Here is a 19786-nt window from a genome sequence, read left to right on the forward strand (position 1 = left end):
TAGTAAAATACATATATATAATCGTTATTATTAATATTTCTAATAATAGAGGTGAAGATATGCAATATGATGCTTTAAAAACATTCATCACACTGGTCGAGGTCAATAATTTTACGAAGACCTCTGAAATACTTCATATTTCACAGCCAAGTGTTAGCTTACACATTAAGAACCTAGAGCAAGAATTACAAACAACCTTATTTATTCGCTCACCAAAATCGGTGCAAATTACACCAACTGGTGAAATTCTTTATAAACGAGCAAAGCAAATCATGGCTATCACTGAAGCTGCAAAAGAAGATATCGCTGCCTATCATCAAGAGGTACAAGGTACACTAGTCATTGGTGCAAGCTTTACGATTGGTGAATATATATTGCCTCCAATCATAGCCAGCCTACAGCAACAATTCCCACAACTAGAACTTCAAATTATTATTGGCAATACAAAAGAAATCATTCAATATACAAAATTACTGCAAGTCGATATTGGTTTAATTGAAGGGCAGGCTCATGATAATGAACTCGTCATTAAGCCATTTATGCAAGATGAGCTATTTATTGTCAGTGCCAGTAATCATCCTCTTACAAAGCAACATTCTCTTACTGCTGATAAACTCCAGCAGCAAAGCTGGGTTGCGCGTGAAGAAGGCTCTGGAACACGTTATTATCTGAATCATTTATTCAGAGCAAATGGTCTGCAGATTCAATCACTTTTGACCATTAGCAGTAATCAGGGAGTAAAGGAGAGTGTTATACAGGGACTTGGTCTTTCCTTATTGTCTGCCTGTGTTATAGAACGTGAATTAAAAAATGGAGATATGACCATTTTGCCCCTTGAAGGGCAGCACTTTATGCGAACATTTTCTTATCTTTGCTCACCAACGATAAAAAATAAGCGCAATGTCGACATATTGATTGATGTCTTAACTAAGAAAGCTTAGCTGACTTTTCTCGTCGCTAAGCTTTTTTTATCGTTCTTCTCGTATTGAAACGCTTATTTTCAATGATTTCGACAAATTTCGTCGCAGCTCTAGAAAGGGGCACTGACTTCAAATAACACATACCAATACTTCTTGCTGGAATACTTTCCATTAAAGTTAATTCATAAAGAAGACCTCGTTGAAGATAGTCCTTTGAAAATTCCTTTGTTACACATGCAATGCCGAGGTTACTACGAGCAAATTCTAGTACCAAATCATGTGAACCTAGCTCAAACTCTGGTTCTATATGAACCCCTCTTGCAAAGAGATAATCTTCCACATACTTCCGTGAATTTGATTTTTTCTCTAGAAAGATAAGCGGAAATTTCAAAAGATCCTCATAGCTTAAACTTTTAGATGAAAGTGTTTTATATTTTTCCCCACAGACAAAAATATCCTGAATATCTGTACATACCGTTAACTGTAATGTTGAATCTTCTATTGGAAAATTACAAAATCCTATATCTACCTCACCCGATTTAATAAAATTACATATTTCAGAGGTAGTACCATTTAGCATTTGCAATTTGATATTCGGATACATTGTGTGGAATGCTTCTAAATAGGGCATTAAAAAGAAGCGTGAAATAGTATCACCTACCCCTATTTTTAATTGCCCTGTTGTTAAATTTTTAAATTCAAGCAACTTTTCTTCACCAGCATCTAAAAGCCCTAAAGCTGAATTTGTATATTCAAAAAGAAGGCTTCCCTCTGTTGTTAATGTCACACCTTTAGGGGTTCTATTAAAAAGACGTGTACCAAGCTCATTTTCTAATTGCATCATAGCCTGACTAACAGCTGGCTGTGTCATATATAAATCTTTTGCTGCACTTGAAAAGCTATTATTTTTTGCTACAACACTAAAAACACGATATAAATCTAATTTCCCTATCATATAAGCACCTCTTATAGCTATTATATGAACTATTAATTTTACTTATATCATTAACGAGCCTTATAGTAAAATCATATGGATTTTATTTCACTTTACGCTAGATAGAATGAGGAGAGATTAAATTGGAACGTGTAATCGGTACAGTTGTAAGAGGTCTTCGTGGTCCTATTATTAACGAAGGCGATAATATTGAACAAATCGTTGTAGATACAGTGTTAAATGCTGCAAAAATTGAAGGATATGCAATCGAGGATCGTGATATTGTGACAGTAACTGAATCTGTCGTGGCACGTGCACAAGGCAACTACGCAACGATTGATGATATCGCTGTAGATGTAGCGGCTAAGTTCGGTGATGATACGGTAGGCGTTATCTTCCCAATCTTAAGTCGAAACCGCTTCGCAAACTGTTTACGAGGTATTGCTAAAGGTGTAAAAAAGGTTGTATTAATGCTAAGCTACCCATCTGATGAAGTTGGTAATCACCTTGTAGATATTGATGAGCTCGATGTAAAAGGTATTAACCCATGGACGGATACACTAAATGAGGTTGAATTCCGCGAGCATTTTGGCTATAAAAAACACACATTTACTGGTGTAGATTATATTGAATACTATAAAGAGTTAATTGAAGCAGAAGGGGCTACGTGTGAGGTTATCTTCTCTAATAATCCAAAAACAATTTTAAATTACACAAAGAGTATCTTAACGTGTGATATTCATTCACGTTTCCGCACAAAACGTATTCTAACAGCGAACGGTGCAGAAAAAGTTTACAGCCTTGATAATATTTTAGCTGAATCTATTAATGGTTCTGGTTTCAATGCTGAGTATGGTCTTCTTGGCTCAAACAAAGCGACGGAGGATAGTGTTAAATTATTCCCGCATACTTGCCAACCAATTGTGGACGGTATCCAAGCAAAAATCAAAGAAGCTACAGGAAAAACAGTAGAAGTCATGATTTATGGTGACGGCGCATTCAAAGATCCTGTAGGTAAAATTTGGGAGCTTGCAGATCCTGTTGTTTCACCTGCATTCACAGCTGGATTACACGGAACACCGAACGAGGTTAAATTGAAATATTTAGCAGACAATGATTTCGCAGACCTTCGAGGCGAAGAATTGAAAGCTGCTATTTCTGAATACATTCAAAATAAAGATGAAGATTTAACAGGTCAAATGGCTGCACAAGGAACAACACCTCGTCGTTTAACAGACCTTATCGGTTCCCTATCTGACCTTACATCTGGTTCAGGTGACAAAGGAACACCTATGATTTACATTCAAGGTTACTTCGATAATTACACGAAATAAACAAATAAAAATGAACTCTCGTACTAATGAAGAGAGTTCATTTTTTTATGGTGAGGATAACAGGAATCGAACCCGTAATCCCTGTGAAAAGGGATATGCACTCCTTGCAACTACCTCGTAATATATGATTTTTGAATGCTTGCTATAGTATTACATTGTTCTCAGTCCCTTCTCTTCTTAATTGGTTATGATTTTAATTTATTTGGCATAATTTCTTCCTGTAGCCAATGTTCACTTGTTTGAACATGTTGCGGTCTCACAAATTTCCCTAAATTATATCGGAAATCATCGTAATGGAATGAGCCAGCATTTCGAATGACATACCCCTCTTGTTCACCATCAAAGATTGATTTACCAGTAAATGTACGTTTTATCTGTCCTTCGTCAAAAATTCCTCGGTATAAAACAGGCACTGTTTCTATACCTAATTCTGCTGCAAAGGCAACCGTCTCATCCCAGCTCAAACAAACATTTTCTTCATTCCAAATACTAAACAAGTAAAAGTAGCTTGTTAATGCTTGATAATAAATAGAATGCTTTGCATAAACATTTTCACCACATAGGCGCCAGCCATCTGGAATTCGATAAGCAAAGCTTGCATGGAATGTTTTCACCCAATTTCTTGAGGGGTGATTTGCCGAATGAATACTTCTAGCATGCATATAGTCTCTGTAAAGTGTTGTACCTTCTCCATCCAACTTTTCAGTGACAACAACCTCTTTTCCAATAAAATGATTCACATTTCTAGCAACTTTATCATCATGGGTATAGCCTCTGCTCCACGGTAAATGAAAACTTCTTGGGTATTTCATGAATTTTGTCATATTTTCACTTCCTTTTCCTATTGTTTATTTGGCAAATTGATCTGCCTCACGGAAAAAATAAAGCCTTGTTAATAAATCACCATCTAATAAATGATAAATTTGGCTTCCGCCTCTATCGCCCCCATACTGGATTAACATATGAAATTGCACTAAATGAACAACCTTTAATACAAATTCCTTTTCAAAGCCCAACTCTAATAGAAAATGGCAAACCAGTTGAGCAGATACATTTTCATGCCCAAAATAACCATAACGTTGTTGCGATGGTTTATATTTTTTGCAAAATGGTTTACCGACATCATGGAACAATGCGGCTATTTGAAGAGCAAGTTTATCGCTTTCCAAATAGTACTCATTCATATACGCATACACAAAATACGTATGCTGACATAGTAAATATTGATGGAATGGGTTTTCTTGATCGAATTGATAAATTTCTTTAAAAAGTGGGACTGCTTGAAGTGTTTGAAAAAGTTCATCATAAGTGGGGTTGCTTTGTATGAGTGAAATAAACTGTTGTCGAGAAATATCATAGGGACTTGATTCATGTACAATATGCACTTCATCAAACCCTTCTCCTACTGTCGGGAATTCTAAATGCTTTCTCATTTTTTCCATCACGATTAATGGTACATGCCGCTTCCGTTGCTGATTTCTGGCTACACAAATTGAATAAGATGTATCAAAGTAATAACATACCTTTTGAGCTGTACTTGGTATTTTACGAAGTGCAAACATCCTGCGCTCCCGTTCAATATTAGTAGCATCCACAATAACAGAAAACCCTTTTGCCACTAAGCTATTCAGACGCTCATATAATGTGCGAAAGACCACACGTGATTTCTGCTTAGTTACATCACCAAACAATTCCTGTCGTATAGCGTCACTAGAAAGAACAACTGCATTCTCCCTTTGGGCTAGTTGTTTCACAAATGTACTTTTTCCACTCCCCGGCAACCCTACTGTAAAGATTACCTTCATTATTTTCACCTCCCTTCAAATGTCTATATCGTATTAAAAGAACAATCCTTTAGCCTAGATTTCTAGCAGTAAGAAAATGAAAAGACATGAGTCATGTTCCGTACTCATGCCTTCATAATTATATGAGTTTTTAACTAACTAGATAAGGGCACTTATGGACACAGTGTCCGTGCTACATTTTCAAAGTAACGAACGCCATAAATAAGCGCTTCTTCATCAATTTTAAAACGAGGATGATGTAATGGGTACGCATCACCAAACTCTCTATTATGTACCCCTATAAATTGCATTGATGAAGGAACAGCTTCTGAAAAATCTGCGAAATCCTCGGTTCCGAATATTGGTTCAGGTAATTCCTTTACACCTGATGCTCCTACAATCTCGCTAGCTATATTACGGGATAATGCCGTTAATTCTTTATCGTTTGTCACAGAAGGGCAACCTAGCTCCCATTTAATTTCTACTTTTGCATCGTGCATAAAAGCAATATTTGTAACTATTTTCTCTAAATATTTTCGTGCATCTACACGAATTTTAGCATCTAGCGAACGAATCGTTCCTCCAAGCTCTGCTGTATCTGCAATAATATTTAAAGCTGTTCCACAATGAAACTTTGCAACAGTTAAAACAGGAGCATGTGTACTTGGAACTTTGCGCGACACGATTGTTTGCAGAGCTACGACAATTTCTGAACCTATCATCAATGGATCTATGGCGACCTCTGGTGTCGATGCATGACCTCCTCGCCCATAAATTTTAATTTCAAAATCATCTGCTGCAGCAGTGAATTTACCATCTTTCATAGCAAATTGCCCTACTTCATAATCAGGACTTACATGTAGAGCAAAAGCGTAATCTACATTTTCTACAATTCCTAGTGAAACCAGCTGAGCAGCCCCTCCTGGAGTTACCTCTTCAGCATGCTGAAAAACAAAACGAATTTCTCCATTAAAATCGGTTCCACGCTCAGCCAATGCCTTTGCGGCACCAAGTAACATTGCTGGATGAGCATCATGACCACACGCATGCATAACACCTGGATTCTTCGACTTAAAGGGCAAATCTGTTTCTTCTTCAATCGGTAAAGCATCAATATCGGCTCGAAGTAAAATCGTATGCCCTTTACCGTCTGTTTTTGTCCCTTTTAAAAAGGCACATACACTTGTTTCTGTTAAACGCTTCACCTCTAAATGTGGAAACGTTATTAATTGATCATAAATGTATTGAGCTGTTTTATACTCTTGATGTGATAATTCAGGATGCATATGCAAATGTTGACGCCACTTAATAACCTGTTGTTTTAAATTTACTGTTTCAATCAATTTAAACACCCCTATTATATATTCTATTAAAACGGTCCATAGTTCATGAGATGAGCAATGACTAACAAACTAATCGCTAAGCCTGTCTGTATCAGAAAATAAGGAAATACCCACTTAACCCACTTTGAAAATGGAATGCCTGCTATTGCTAATCCCGCTAATAAAACGCCACTTGTGGGAATTACCATATTCGAGATACCATCGCCAAACTGGAAAGCCAATACTGCTGTTTGTCTAGTTACACCGATTAAATCTGCTAAAGGTGTCATTATCGGCATTGTTAACGCTGCTTGTCCACTCCCAGATGGTACTAAGAAATTTAAGCAAAGCTGAAGTAAAAACATTCCTACCGCGTTAATCGAAGCAGGGAGCACACTTACAGTATTCGAAACAAAATGAAGAATGGTATCAATTAATCCTCCATTTGTAGTAATCACCAGAATTGTTTGCGCAAATCCAATGATCAATGCCCCTTCCACCATATCTCGAGCACCAGAAATAAAACCTTCAGCCATTTTATTCGGACCAATTTTACAAATAATCGACATGATAATGCTACTTAGTAAAAAGACTCCGCCAATTTCACTTATATACCACTGAAATTTTATTACCCCTACAATCAATGCTACAAAATTCGCCAAAAGCACCAGTAACGCTAGCAAATGTCGTGGACTCATCTTAAAGTCCAAATCAATTTTAATGCTTTCTTCACGTTTAAACTTTCCGTAGATTCCTTTCGATGGATCACTCTTCACTTTTTTTGCATGTCTGTAAATATAAAGTACAGTCAAAATATAAAACACAATGAATACCACTATTCGATATGACATCCCTGAATACATTGGAAGCTCTGCAATGGTTTGTGCTACACCGATGTTAAAAGGATTTGTAATACCTGAGGTAAAGCCCGTTGCTAAGGTACCTAGCATTACGATGGCAAAGCCAGTAATCGCATCCATTCCGAGCGCCATCGTTAACGGGATAATTATAGCTATATATACAAGCGTATCTTCTGCGGAACCAATTAGTGTTCCTAAACTAGCAAATATTAAAACTAGAATAGGGATTAATACGTATTCTTGTCTTCCAAACTTTGAGGCCATAACCTTAATAAAAGAATCAATCGCCCCTGTCTTTTGCATAATCCCTAAAGCTCCACCGAATAAAAAGACGAATAAGATAATGGAAGCACCTTCAAGCATCCCCAAATGCACACTATTAAATATTTCAAGAAAACCAACAGGATTTGAACTAATATATTGAAAGGATTCTGGATCTACAACCATTCTTCCATTACTCTCGACTCTTTCATACTGACCTGCTGGTAAAATATAGGTCAATAAAGACATAACTAAAATAATAATAAACATTAATACAAATGCATTAATTCCTTTTATGCGTGGTTCATCTATCTTTTTTTCTTGCTGCAGGTTTACCATAACTTTCTCCCCCTAACAATTATTTTCTTTAATCTTTGAACCGAGACATAGGGCAAAATATCAATGAATTACTTTCTTAGAAACTCCAAATTTCCATTCAACGGAAAAACATTCCGATTAACGGAAACTTTATACAAAGAATAAAAAATAGAAATGAAAATGTCAATATTTTTTGATAATTCCGTCAAATTATTTTTTACTACCTCAATAAATGATGAAAAACAAAAAATAATAATAATTTCTTCAAAAATAGGAATAATGTGTGTGATTTCTACATATAAAAAAGACTGCTCCACCTATTTGTGGACCAGCCTTTATCGTTATAATTCTATGTTCTTTATATTATTATTATAGCATAAATTTACAATAATTTCTAGACTATACTTCTTTCCGAAGTAGATGTATGATAAATTTCCTGTTTCAATCCCCCCATATCACCTGCGTTTGAATACTCTCACTTTATTCAAAGGGTGGTTGGACAACCAGTTAAAAAAGTATCACAATTACCTTCTTCTCACCATCTATAGAGGTGAGGGTTACTGTCAAAGGAAGCGAATAACTATGGAGAGGAATGTGAGTAAACGTTGGAAAATCAAAAAGAATGGCTAGAAGAAAAGCATCACCTTGAGGATTCTTTAAACATCATTGTTCACAAAATTAAAGAGTTACAGCACAAAGAAAAAGGCTTTAAAGAAAATGCTGTCGCCTTAAAGAAATCCTTTTGGAACGATGTTAGAGTCAATTTAGATACTGCTGAGGATGTCGACGAAACCTTTTTTGCAATTAAGCAACAGGCGGAGCTTTTATCTGACTCAGAGCTTGCACGGGAACGTGCAATTCGCAACGTGAAGGTGTATGAACGTTTACAACAGTCACCCTATTTTGCTCGTATTGACTTTTTACAAAATGGTCAACAAGACCCTTTAAAAATTTATATAGGTGTAGCCACATTATTGGATAAACAGGATGAAAATATCGTCATTTTTGACTGGCGAGCGCCTATATCAAGTATGTATTATGATTACACACCTGGCGATGCTTCCTACGAAACGTTAGGTGAAGAAATTCATGGAGAAATGCTGTTAAAACGGCAATTTATTATTAAAAATGGTCAACTACAATCCATGTTTAACACAGGCCTTACAATTGGTGATGACTTATTGCTTGATATCCTTGCACAAAATGCAAATGAGCATATTCGTAGTATTGTTGCAACAATTCAAGCAGAACAAAATAAGATTATTCGCCATGTAAATTCACGCTATCTTATCGTTGAGGGCGTTGCAGGTAGTGGCAAAACAGCTGTAGCCTTACAGCGGGTAGCCTATCTATTGTATCGTTATCGTGATGAAATGACTGCCGATCAAATTTTGCTAATTACACCTAATCAACTTTTTAATCAATATGTTCATTCAGTCTTACCTGATTTAGGTGAAGACAATATGCAGCAATTAACGTTTATAGAATATGCTGAAAAACGATTAGGTAGACAGTTTCAATTGGAATATCCTTATGAGCAACTTGAAGACCTGTTAACAGAAAAAGATAGTGCTCATTATCAAACAAAATTAAGCATCATTTCTTTTAAAGCGAGTCTTGCTTACAAACATTTGATGGATCAATATGTTAGTTATTTATCCCATAAAGATTTGTTATTTAAAAATATCGTTTTTCGTGGAGAACGAATTATTACTGCAAAAGAAATTAATGAATACTTTTATTCTTTCCCTTCCACCATGTCGATACCGGATCGCCTACAATTAGTAAAAGAATGGTTATTGCAACAACTAACAAAATTGGAAAAGGCCGAACGTACAAAGGAATGGGTAGAAGAAGCAACTGAGCTATTAGATAAAGAAGACTACTCCAAATCTTATAGTGAGCTTTTATATGAGGGACGCTATACTGAAAACTCATTTGATGATTTTGATCAAGAACGCTCTAAATTAGCGAGACAAATTGTCAAAAAACACTTTAAACCATTACGTAACTCCGTTAGCCAGTTAAAGTTTGTCCATATATTGGGTACGTATCGACAGCTCTTTGATTTGAATAGTTCTATTAACAAGGATTTACAGCACCTTATGCCAGAAAATTGGGGGGATATTTGTCAGCAAACACTCCCTAATTTAGCAAAGCGTTTGATTGCCTACGAGGATGCTGCGCCATTTTTATACTTACAGGACAAAATTGAAGGACAGCAGACCAATAGGATGATCCGTCATGTGTTAATTGATGAAGCACAAGACTATTCGCCTTTCCAACTGACTGTTTTACAGCAGTTATTTCCAAAAGCACGTATGAGCATTTTAGGTGATGGTCATCAAACGATTCACCCGCATACCTTTAATAATCCTTCCCTACTCGACCCTCAATTATATGGTGAGCAGGCAGAAAAAATGATTTTAACGAAAAGCTATCGTTCGACAAAGCAAATCATTCAACTCACTTCCAAAATTTTGAATGATGGTAGTGAGGTAGAAGCATTTAACCGAACTGGCCCTGAACCATCGATTACTATCGTGCCAAATGAACTCGAATTAATGGATCAAATTATTCAAAACATCCACCATTTATCTACCAAATTTGAAACAATTGCTGTCATCTGTAAAACTGCAGCCGAATGCTCTGCTGTTTACAAACAATTAAACAATCGAGTAGATATTCAATTGATCAACCATAATACGAAGCAATTTAAAAAGGGTATTTTATTACTTCCAGCTTATATGGCGAAAGGCATCGAATTTGATGCGGTAATCATCTATAATGCATCTGCCGCTAATTACTCAAGAGAAAGCGAACGGTACTATTTTTATACAGCCTGTACAAGAGCTATGCATGAATTGCACATTTATTCCATCAACAAATTAACCTATTTCCTTCAATAATAGGGATCAGGAGAATCTGTAAATAACAGATCCTCCTGTCATGTTGTTGAAAAAGGATCATGTCACTAGCAGAAAAAGACCTTTTAGCAAGATGAGGGGTTGATTTCCGTTCCGCCAGTGTCCTTTCCAGGGGGCGTCCGAGGAGCCGCTTCACTCACTTACGTTCGCTCCAGGGTCTCCTCTGTGACGCTCAATCCCCTAGGAGTGACGCTGGCTCCACTCCAATCAACCATTCTACAAAAGTGTCTTTGCTTTATCTTTCATACTGGCCGTAGCGAACAAAATATATCATTATTTGTATTATTAGAGAATCAATAGACTCTTATTTTCAATGTGGAGAAGTAATGCATGACAACACCGCTCTATAAAGAGTAGTGAACACCTTTACTAAAAAGAACCATTTTTATGTATTGGAGTGGAAGGCTACTTGACTCCCGTGGGATAGCGAGACAGGCGAGCCCCTGCACGGAGCGGTAGCGGAGGAAGCGGCTCGGCGCTCGCCCACAGGAAAGCAAGTAGCCTGCAACGGAAATCCATTTCTACCTTTCAATTGACTGTTTTGTTTTTCAACACTAAGAACAGGAAAATCTGTAAATAACAGATCCTCCTGTTCTCCATGCTGTCTTTATATATAGAACGTATAATCTTCTGGAATGACACGTTTTAAAAATTTCTTTGTGCGCTCCTCTTTTGGGCTGACGAAAATATCATGAGGGTTGCCTTCCTCTACAACAACTCCTCCATCCATGAAAATTACACGATTGGCTACATCTTTGGCAAAGCCCATTTCGTGTGTCACCACAAGCATTGTTGTACCTTCAGCAGCAATATTTTTCATGACCTGTAGAACCTCACCTACTAATTCAGGGTCGAGTGCGGACGTTGGTTCATCAAATAAAATAATATCAGGATTCAATGCTACTGCGCGTGCAATACCAACACGTTGCTGTTGACCCCCTGACAACTGACTTGGATAGGCATTATATTTTTCTGTTAACCCTACCTTATCAAGAGCCTTTTTACCAATTTCCACAGCCTGTGCCTTCGGAATTTTACGTCCAATGATTAACCCTTCCGTTACATTTTCTAATGCCGTTTTATTTGTGAATAGATTATAGTTTTGGAAGACAAATGCCACACGCTGGCGAATTGCATGTACATCTTTTTTCTTTACATGTTGAAAATCAACTTGAATCTCTCCAAATGTCGCATGGCCTTGATCAGCCTTCTCTAAAAAATTGATACAACGTAATAATGTTGTTTTTCCTGAGCCACTGGGGCCTAAAATAACAACAACATCCCCTTTATCAATAGCTAAATCAACACCCTTTAAAATTTCATTGCCACCAAATGATTTATGAATATTTTTAATTTCTAACATGCTCGTTCACCCCTTAGGCATTTGCCATTTTGTATTTGCTTAAATATTTTTCATAGCGCTTAAACAAGTATTCAACCGTGCTACATAAAATTAAGTACACGATAAAGATATCCAGATAGGCTTCCACATAATTGTAGCCAACGTTTGCGGCTACTTTTGCCTTCAGCGTAATTTCAGGAAGCGACATTGCATAGCCTAGAGACGTAGCTTTAATGAGATTAACCGTAGCTGTACAAATATTTGGCAATGCCACTACTAATGCTTGTGGAATGATAATTCGAGTATATGCTTGGAATGTTGTCAATCCCACTGAGTGAGCTGCCTCTAATTGTCCCTTTTCAATCGTACTTAACGCAGAACGAAAAACCTCTATTAAAATCGCTGTTGAACTGAATGCAAACACAATAAACGCATACCAAATTGGATTGATTTTATAAATATCATAAGCAATATGATATTTTTCAAAAATAATTTTTAACATTAACGGTATACTGCTATAGATAATAAAAATTTGTATAATAATCGGCGTTCCTCGTACAAAAGAAACATATATTTTTGCTAGATGATGGATAACTGGAATTTTATTAATCCTAGTTAGTGCCAGCAAAAATCCAAGTGGCAAAGCTATCGCCAAAGCAACAACTGTGACAAGGAGTGCGATAGGAACACCAGATAATGCTACGAAAAATGTTTCAAGTAAAAATTGATAATTCACATTCACGCCTCCTTAAGTTGTTTCTAAGGTCTTCTTACCCTTACCAAATATTTTTTCTAACATAGTAAATATTTTTTCTATAATAATAGATAGCACCCAATAAATAATAGCCAATGCAATATAAATTTCTAAAGCATGCGCATTGATGTTACTCGCAATAATTAAATTCGCCTTACCTACAATATCAATTAAACCGATTGTATAAGCGAGCGCACCTTCTTGTAATAAAGCAATCATGCCATTGCCAAAGTTCGGCAAAGCTACGACCAGGGCCTGTGGAAAAATAATTCGACGATAGGCTTGGAACGGTGTTAGCCCCACACTAACAGCTGCTTCAAACTGCCCTTTTGGAATAGCTAAGTAGGCGGATCGTATCACCTCAGACATTATTGCTGCGAATTGTAAGGTGAATGTGACGACAACAAATATGGCCGTTTCAATTGAGTGGAGATTAAGACCAACATTTTCTGCTAATGCTGGGACCCCATAATAGACAAGAAATAACAAAACAATGGATGGTGTACAACGCATAATCGTTGTATACAGATTAGCGAATTTAATAAGCCACTTCACTGAAGATAGCTTAGCTGCCGCCAACAATAAGCCAAATAGGGTACCTAAGATAATGGAGGACCCTGCAACTAAGAACGTAATTTTTAAAAATGGCAATAACACTGGAATTGCGTTCCAAATGTAGGTTGCATCAAAATATTTATCCATTTCCTCACCAACTTTTGTTTTTATGAATAAAGACTGCTGAGCTTTACTGACTCAACAGCCTTATAATTCGTTCCGTTATAAACTAACGATTTACATTTTCCAGTACTTCAAATAAATCACGGCCATAGAATTTTGTACTTAATTCATTTGTTTTCTTTTGTTCTTTAACCTGAGCTATCGCTTTATCATAAGCGTCAGCAAATTCCTGCTCTTTTTTATTGAACAGTGGCCATGTTTTAATAACAGCAAATTCGTTATAGACAACATCATCTTTTAGGTTATAATATGGGCCATCTTCTGCAAGTACTTGTTGTTTAAATGGTCCTTCAATCATGACACCACCATCAACACGACCTTCATTTACCCACTGCACTACATCGACTGTAAATGCGTCACCAGCTTCAAGCTTTACTTTATTATCTGGATTTGCCGTATTATACTCATCAATAATTGTATATTGAGCATTATTTGCAGCAATTGGTGCCAATGAATAGCCCTTTTTGGCAAAATCCGCTAATGTTTTCACACCTTCATCCTCTTTACGTAAAACTAGACCAGCGCTACTTAAACCTAAAAATTCCTTTGGGAAAATAAACTTCTCTGTACGCTCCTGTGTAAAGAATGCATTTTTAACCCCTACTTGATATTTCCCTTGCTCTACACCAATTAACAAATCATCACTTGTTGTACCTACATACTCAAATTCATAGTCAGGTAATAACTCATCTACTAATTTCATTACTTCGACATCATAACCTGTTGGATTTCCATTATCGTCGATGTAACTAATAGGCTTTGACGCTTGATCGTAGGCAATCTTTACTGTACGAACCTTTTCACCATTACCTGAATCTTTATCTGCAGATTCTCCTGAATTACAACCTGTTAATAATGCTATAGATGCCAAACCAATCGCTGCAAATTGAAATATCTTATTCTTCTTCATATGTCATTTCTCCTTATTTTTCACGTAATGTAATGATTAATTTTCAGTTAATTTCTGGTGTTCAATAGCGGCAGTCGCTAATTTAATAATCGTCATATCATCCATCGGTGGATTATGAAGTCCCGCACGAACGTTACGATAATAGCGTTGTAATGGATTAGATAGCTGCAAGCTTTTTGCCCCTACAACACGCATCGCTTTATCGACTATATCTATTGCCATGTTTGTGACAGTATGTTTCGCAACAGCCATTTCATTTGTTATTAATCCACGTCTAGCTGGGTCATCGTAAGCCTCGGCCACTCCATATAAGACAAATCGTGCTTGATGGAGCTTTAATTCAATATCCCCTAAAAGCTGTTGTACATTTGGCAATGTACTTATTGGAGCATTCAAGCTATTCGGTTGATGATGATTGGCAAAATGGATAGCATAATCACGAGCAGCTTGTGCAATGCCTAAGTATGTTGCTGGGATATGAAGTATCCAGCCATTTATCTTGCCACCACTCGGGTGACTTGGTAACTCTACTAAATGCTCTGTTGCCACAATGACATCTTTTAACACAAGGTCATGGCTGCTTGTGCCCCGCATTGCAGACATTTCCCAATTCTCCTCAATGGATAGACCTACTGAATCCTTATGAATCAGGAAGAAACCAACTTGCTGCTTTTCTTCAATCCAAGCGGAAGTAAGGAAATAATCTAGCACTGGGGATGCAGTCGTAAAGATTTTGCGCCCATTTAATAACCAGCCATCTTTTGTAGAAATGGCATTTGTTCCTGGTCGCCCCCCTCGTGTTGGGCTACCTGTTGCTGCCTCACTAACAGCTCTATTAATCATGGCACCTCTCTTTATTTCTTCAGCGAACGCTGTTAATAGCTCGTCACTCCATAGCTTAGTTTCATATATTTCTCCGACAACGCCTAATGTCCATCCAAGGGAAAGAGAAGCATTCTCGTCATAGCTTGCTAGCGTTTCTTGTACAAGGACCATATCATAGACAGATAAGCCTTCTCCGCCATATTGTTTCGGTAAAGTGAGTTGCGGATAGCCTATTTGCAAAAGTAACCGATGTGCTTCAAACGGAAAACGAGATTGTTCATCTACCTCAACAGCCTCTGCCTTGATTGGCTCAGCAATAGTAGCTAGCTGATCTAACCAAAATCGTTGTCGCTCAGTTTTTACAAATAAATTCTTCAAATGAATCTCCTTCTTCCTAATATATATAAATCATATAAATTTACTAAGAATTGATAATGAAAAAAAATCTCTGGCTACATAATGTAGTTGAGATACTATTTGGTACTGAATTTTCTGATTCGTTGACACTTATAATACTTTTCGCATTAGAAAATGTCAATGGGTGAAATTCAAGTTTTTTTGTAAGTTTAATATGTATTATAAAGTTTCAACTTTTACCTTTGATTTATGCACCAAGCTTTGCTTACAACATATGCTAAGACTAATGAAAGAGGTGCATAGATGACTAATAATATAAATTCTCCACAAAACGGTGGAATCATAACCCATTCGGCTCCACAGGTTATTCAAACTAAGTTTGGAGATATTAATGGTGATGGTTTTTTTGAAACCATTTTTTTAATGGGCACTAAACAGCCAGATAGTCCTTTATGGAGAAACCTAACACTGACTATTTTTTATGGGCAAACACGTCAAATGGAACAACTTCCACTGCAACAAAATATGGGCTATAATCCGACTATTTTTTTGGGCGATTTTACTGGTAATCATGTTGAGGATATTCTAGTTGTGTCTGATACAGGGGGTAGCGGTGGAATTGTTAATGGTGAGATTTTTTCCTCCATCAACAATCAAGTTCGTTCCATCTTTGATGCAGAGTCTTTTAATAACAAACTTAAATATAACGTCAATTATGTAGATCATTACAAGGCTGTTGTTCGGAGTTTCATTCCTGCTATAAAATACACAATCGATTTACAGTATAAAGGGGCTGATTACTTAGCAGAAATTTATAATCCAGACGGTACCTTAAAGCAACCGATTGAAGGCTGGGTAGATCCTTTTGGTGGACTATATCCTGTTGATTATGACCGAGATGGAACATATGAAATTTTAGGGTATCAAGAAATTGCAGGTAGATATCATGCTGATGGATTAGGCTATGTACAAAATATTTTAAAATGGAATGGCCATGAATTTATAATAGATCGGCAAACGGTTGGGATTTTTGGAGAGGATTTATCCTAGACGTCAAATCTAAATACTAAATAACATCAAAGCTGGAATCTGCTCATTTTCACTTAATAATCTAACAAAAAACAAGCAGATTCCGTTATTTACATTTATTTTTCAACTAAGGCAAAATAGTTATTTTCAGGGTCAGCAAAGTTAAAAACTCTACCCATTGGCATCATTACTAGGTCCCCTACTTTAATGCCCTTTGCCTGAAAATCTTGGTACATCTCTTCAATTTTATCAGCGTAAAACATAATAGAAGGTGTTCCTAAATTTAGCTCAGGCTGCATTTTAGCAATCATTTCTTTGTTATGAAGTACAAAGGATGTTTGAGCTTCCTTGGTTGGTGCAATTTCAATCCAGCGCATACCTGCCTCTTCCTGTTCAGAAATAACAACAAAACCTACTTTTTCTGTCCAAAACTTCACGGCCATATCTTGATCATTAACATATAGCATTACTTGTCCAATTTGATGAATCATGACTTCATTCCCTCCTCTTTTGAGCATTAGTATACATCAAAAAGTAGCTTTATATAGCTTCTATGGAATTCAATTTAGGGAACTTTCGAACAATTGACAATAATATATATTACTATCAAATAATTAATTCAAAGTACTTAACTTTTTCTTTATTTCTGATAGAATGAGTATTATTTACCTTCTAGGGAAAAGTATAGAATAAAAATATTATGTGAGGATAATACAATTGAAACAACTAAGTTTAAGAAAAAAGCTTATTTTTTCGTTTTTAGCCATGCTTCTCATCCCAACACTATTAATTGGAATAGTTTCTTACCAAAGTGCTGAACAGCAGATTTCAGAGGAACAACACGCAAGTGCAACTGAAAGTGTGCGTATTCTTAATTCCAATATTACAACTATGATTAAACCCAAGTTGAAAGATGTACAATATTTTTCACAAAAATTTAGTAAAGCCTACTTTCAAGATGATAGCAGTTTAGAACTTAAATCTTTATTAAGTGAATATGTAAATATGCACCCTGAAGTAGAGCTGATATACATTGGTACTGCTGAAGGCAAACTGTTTGACCAGCCTGTTCAAGAGTATCCTGATGGCTTCGACCCTCGGACAAGGCCTTGGTATAAGCAGGCTTTAGATAATAATGGAAAGACCTCAATTACTGCACCCTATGTTACACAATCTACAGGTGACATTGTCATTACAATCACTCAGGCTTTACCAGATGGTTCTGGGGTTTTAGGATTAGATCTAAATATTTCTACATTAAGTGATATTACGAATAATATACGTATTGGAGAAACGGGCTTCGCTTCTCTTTTAGATAGTAATAAAATTTACATTGCCCAGCCAGATAAAGCAAGTGGTACAGAGGCAACTGAAAGCTACATTACAAAAATTTATGAGCAAGAAAGCGGCACTGTCATTGAAAGAGACCGTCACTTACAATTTGTTACGAATGAGCTAACGGGTTGGAAGGTAATTGGTACAATGTTTACGGCGGAAGCTGCAAAAGCTGCTGCCTCCACATTGAATATAAATTTGATTATCATTGTTGTTTCCATTGTCGTTGGCGTTATTTTTATGCTCTTCATGATAAAGTCTATTGTTAACCCAATTAATCGACTGAAGCAAAGTGCGTTGAAAATTAGTAACGGTGATTTAACGGAGTTTATTGAAATTCATTCTAAAGATGAAATTGGTCAGCTTGGAGAAGCCTTTATCGCTATGAAAGTTAGCTTAAAAAAACTAATTCGTAATGTCGATCAAAGCTCACAACATGTCCAAACATCCGCTCAAAATCTATCTGCCAATGCAGAACAAAATATTGCTGCCTCAGAGCAAGTGGCGGATGCCATGCAACAAATGGCAATTAGTACAGAAAAACAAACAACAGGTATTGACCAGAATGCCATTTCAGTTGAAGAAATTGCTAAAGGCGTTGTAGAAGTTGCAGACAGTTCCATGCAGGTTTCTGATTTATCTAGCCATGCGATCCAATTGGCTGAAGAAGGCGGACAATCTGTCGAACAAACTGTGCAGCAAATGAATTCTATTCATGAGTCCGTTACGCAATCAGATACAATGATTAAAGCACTCTATGACCGCACGAAAGAGATCGGTTCCATTTTAGAAATGATTAGTGCTATTTCAGACCAAACAAATTTACTTGCTCTAAATGCGGCTATTGAAGCAGCTAGAGCAGGAGAACATGGCAAAGGCTTCTCAGTAGTGGCGGATGAAGTGCGCAAATTAGCAGAGCAATCTCATCAATCAGCAGAGCAAATTTCCGCGCTCATTACTACTATTCAGCAGGATACAGCAAAATCTGTACAGACCATGGTCAAAGCGTCGACAGATGTTCAAGACGGCTTACAATTGACAGAAGAAACGAGAAAGAAATTCGCGAGTATAATTGAAAGCCTACGAAACATCGCGCCGAAAATGGAGGATATTTCTGCATCAGCTCAAGAGATGTCAGCAGTGGTGGAAGAAGTCTCAGCAACTGCTATTGAACTATCAGATCACGCAAAATTAAATGCTGCTGCTACAGAAGAAGTTGCCGCTTCCACGGAACAAACCTTATCTTCAATGCAAGATATGGCTTCATCAGCCAAAACTCTACTTGATATGGCTGATGAATTGCAGGGCTATGTGAATCGTTTTAAATATTAATACTCTTCTAGATCTGAGTTCAAGTTAGTATTGAACTCAGATTTTTTAGTGTTGAAAAACAAAACAGTCAATTGAAAGGTAGAAATGGATTTCAAACAAAGTGAAGGTGTTCACTACTCTTTATGAAGGGGTGTTGTCACTCATCCCTCTTCACATTGAAATTAAGAGCCTTTCCTCTCTCTGTACTACAGATAATGACTATTTTGTTCACTGAAGCTAGTATGAAAGATAAGGAAAAGACACTTTTGCAGAATGGTTGATTGGAGTGGAGCCAGCGTCACTCCTTGGGATTTAGCGTCACAGAGGAGACCCTGGAGCGAGCGTAAGTGAGTGAAGCGGCTCATCGGACACCCCTTGGAAAGGACGCTGGTGGAACGGAAATCAACCTCTCGCCTTGCAAAATTGCTTTTCTGTAGTTGACATCATCTTTTTTATTCAAAGGCAAATACAAAATAAGATATTTTTCTACAAATAATGCCGTAGCATAACTTTATTTTCCAGATT

16 protein-coding genes are annotated in these 19786 nt (G+C 36.8%); 5 read left to right on the forward strand and 11 right to left on the reverse strand.

Going from position 1 to position 19786, the window contains the following annotated elements:
• The first annotated feature begins 59 nt into the window (after positions 1-59).
• The gene (locus tag MHB40_RS24795; RefSeq protein WP_342533621.1) at positions 60-941 is read left to right on the forward strand and encodes a LysR substrate-binding domain-containing protein; all 882 of its coding nucleotides are present in this window, start codon (positions 60-62) and stop codon (positions 939-941) included.
• A gap of 16 nt (positions 942-957) precedes the next feature.
• On the opposite strand, the gene MHB40_RS24800 is transcribed toward MHB40_RS24795, so the two are convergent.
• Complete coding sequence (locus MHB40_RS24800; protein ID WP_205446212.1) at positions 958-1875, reverse strand: LysR family transcriptional regulator; 918 nt, start codon at positions 1873-1875, stop codon at positions 958-960.
• 122 nt (positions 1876-1997) lie between these two features.
• Here MHB40_RS24800 and MHB40_RS24805 point away from each other — a divergent pair, with 122 nt between their 5' ends.
• Positions 1998-3188: a coenzyme F420-0:L-glutamate ligase gene (locus tag MHB40_RS24805; RefSeq protein WP_342533622.1), complete on the forward strand. Its 1191-nt coding sequence runs from the start codon at positions 1998-2000 to the stop codon at positions 3186-3188.
• Positions 3189-3373: 185 nt separating this feature from the next.
• Here the strand turns inward: MHB40_RS24805 and MHB40_RS24810 are convergent, their stop codons facing one another.
• The 4 genes from MHB40_RS24810 to MHB40_RS24825 form a co-directional block, all read right to left on the reverse strand.
• Positions 3374-4012, reverse strand: coding sequence for an RNA ligase family protein (locus MHB40_RS24810; RefSeq protein ID WP_342533623.1), 639 nt, complete (start codon positions 4010-4012; stop codon positions 3374-3376).
• A gap of 24 nt (positions 4013-4036) precedes the next feature.
• Complete coding sequence (locus MHB40_RS24815; protein WP_342533624.1) at positions 4037-4993, reverse strand: AAA family ATPase; 957 nt, start codon at positions 4991-4993, stop codon at positions 4037-4039.
• Between the two features lie 152 nt (positions 4994-5145).
• Positions 5146-6324, reverse strand: coding sequence for an amidohydrolase (locus MHB40_RS24820; RefSeq protein WP_342533625.1), 1179 nt, complete (start codon positions 6322-6324; stop codon positions 5146-5148).
• A gap of 17 nt (positions 6325-6341) precedes the next feature.
• A complete protein-coding gene (locus MHB40_RS24825; RefSeq protein ID WP_342533626.1) occupies positions 6342-7754 on the reverse strand; it encodes a C4-dicarboxylate ABC transporter permease in 1413 nt (470 codons plus the stop codon).
• 584 nt (positions 7755-8338) lie between these two features.
• Between MHB40_RS24825 and helD the strand changes: the two genes are divergently transcribed.
• Positions 8339-10642 (forward strand): RNA polymerase recycling motor HelD, encoded by a 2304-nt coding sequence (gene helD / locus MHB40_RS24830; protein WP_342533627.1) that lies wholly within the window; start codon positions 8339-8341, stop codon positions 10640-10642.
• A 625-nt stretch (positions 10643-11267) separates the two neighbouring features.
• On the opposite strand, the gene MHB40_RS24835 is transcribed toward helD, so the two are convergent.
• From MHB40_RS24835 to MHB40_RS24855, 5 genes are all read right to left on the reverse strand, one after another.
• Entirely contained in the window at positions 11268-12023 is a 756-nt protein-coding gene (locus tag MHB40_RS24835; protein WP_205446219.1) for an amino acid ABC transporter ATP-binding protein, read from the reverse strand.
• 13 nt (positions 12024-12036) lie between these two features.
• A complete protein-coding gene (locus MHB40_RS24840; protein ID WP_342442054.1) occupies positions 12037-12738 on the reverse strand; it encodes an amino acid ABC transporter permease in 702 nt (233 codons plus the stop codon).
• A 12-nt stretch (positions 12739-12750) separates the two neighbouring features.
• Positions 12751-13458, reverse strand: a complete 708-nt coding sequence (locus MHB40_RS24845; RefSeq protein ID WP_342442055.1) for an amino acid ABC transporter permease — start codon at positions 13456-13458, stop codon at positions 12751-12753.
• An 82-nt stretch (positions 13459-13540) separates the two neighbouring features.
• Positions 13541-14404 (reverse strand): transporter substrate-binding domain-containing protein, encoded by an 864-nt coding sequence (locus MHB40_RS24850; RefSeq protein WP_342533628.1) that lies wholly within the window; start codon positions 14402-14404, stop codon positions 13541-13543.
• Positions 14405-14440: 36 nt separating this feature from the next.
• Complete coding sequence (locus tag MHB40_RS24855) at positions 14441-15607, reverse strand: acyl-CoA dehydrogenase family protein (protein WP_342533629.1); 1167 nt, start codon at positions 15605-15607, stop codon at positions 14441-14443.
• A gap of 282 nt (positions 15608-15889) precedes the next feature.
• Here MHB40_RS24855 and MHB40_RS24860 point away from each other — a divergent pair, with 282 nt between their 5' ends.
• On the forward strand, positions 15890-16636 hold the full coding sequence (locus tag MHB40_RS24860) for a hypothetical protein (protein ID WP_342442058.1): 747 nt from the start codon (positions 15890-15892) through the stop codon (positions 16634-16636).
• A gap of 95 nt (positions 16637-16731) precedes the next feature.
• Here the strand turns inward: MHB40_RS24860 and MHB40_RS24865 are convergent, their stop codons facing one another.
• Positions 16732-17106 (reverse strand): VOC family protein, encoded by a 375-nt coding sequence (locus MHB40_RS24865; protein ID WP_342533630.1) that lies wholly within the window; start codon positions 17104-17106, stop codon positions 16732-16734.
• Between the two features lie 226 nt (positions 17107-17332).
• Here MHB40_RS24865 and MHB40_RS24870 point away from each other — a divergent pair, with 226 nt between their 5' ends.
• The gene (locus MHB40_RS24870; protein WP_342533631.1) at positions 17333-19282 is read left to right on the forward strand and encodes a methyl-accepting chemotaxis protein; all 1950 of its coding nucleotides are present in this window, start codon (positions 17333-17335) and stop codon (positions 19280-19282) included.
• Positions 19283-19786 lie beyond the last annotated feature (504 nt).

Origin of the sequence: Lysinibacillus sp. FSL K6-0057 (genome assembly GCF_038630885.1) — a bacterium.
GTDB classification, from domain to species: Bacteria; Bacillota; Bacilli; order Bacillales_A; family Planococcaceae; genus Lysinibacillus; species Lysinibacillus fusiformis_F.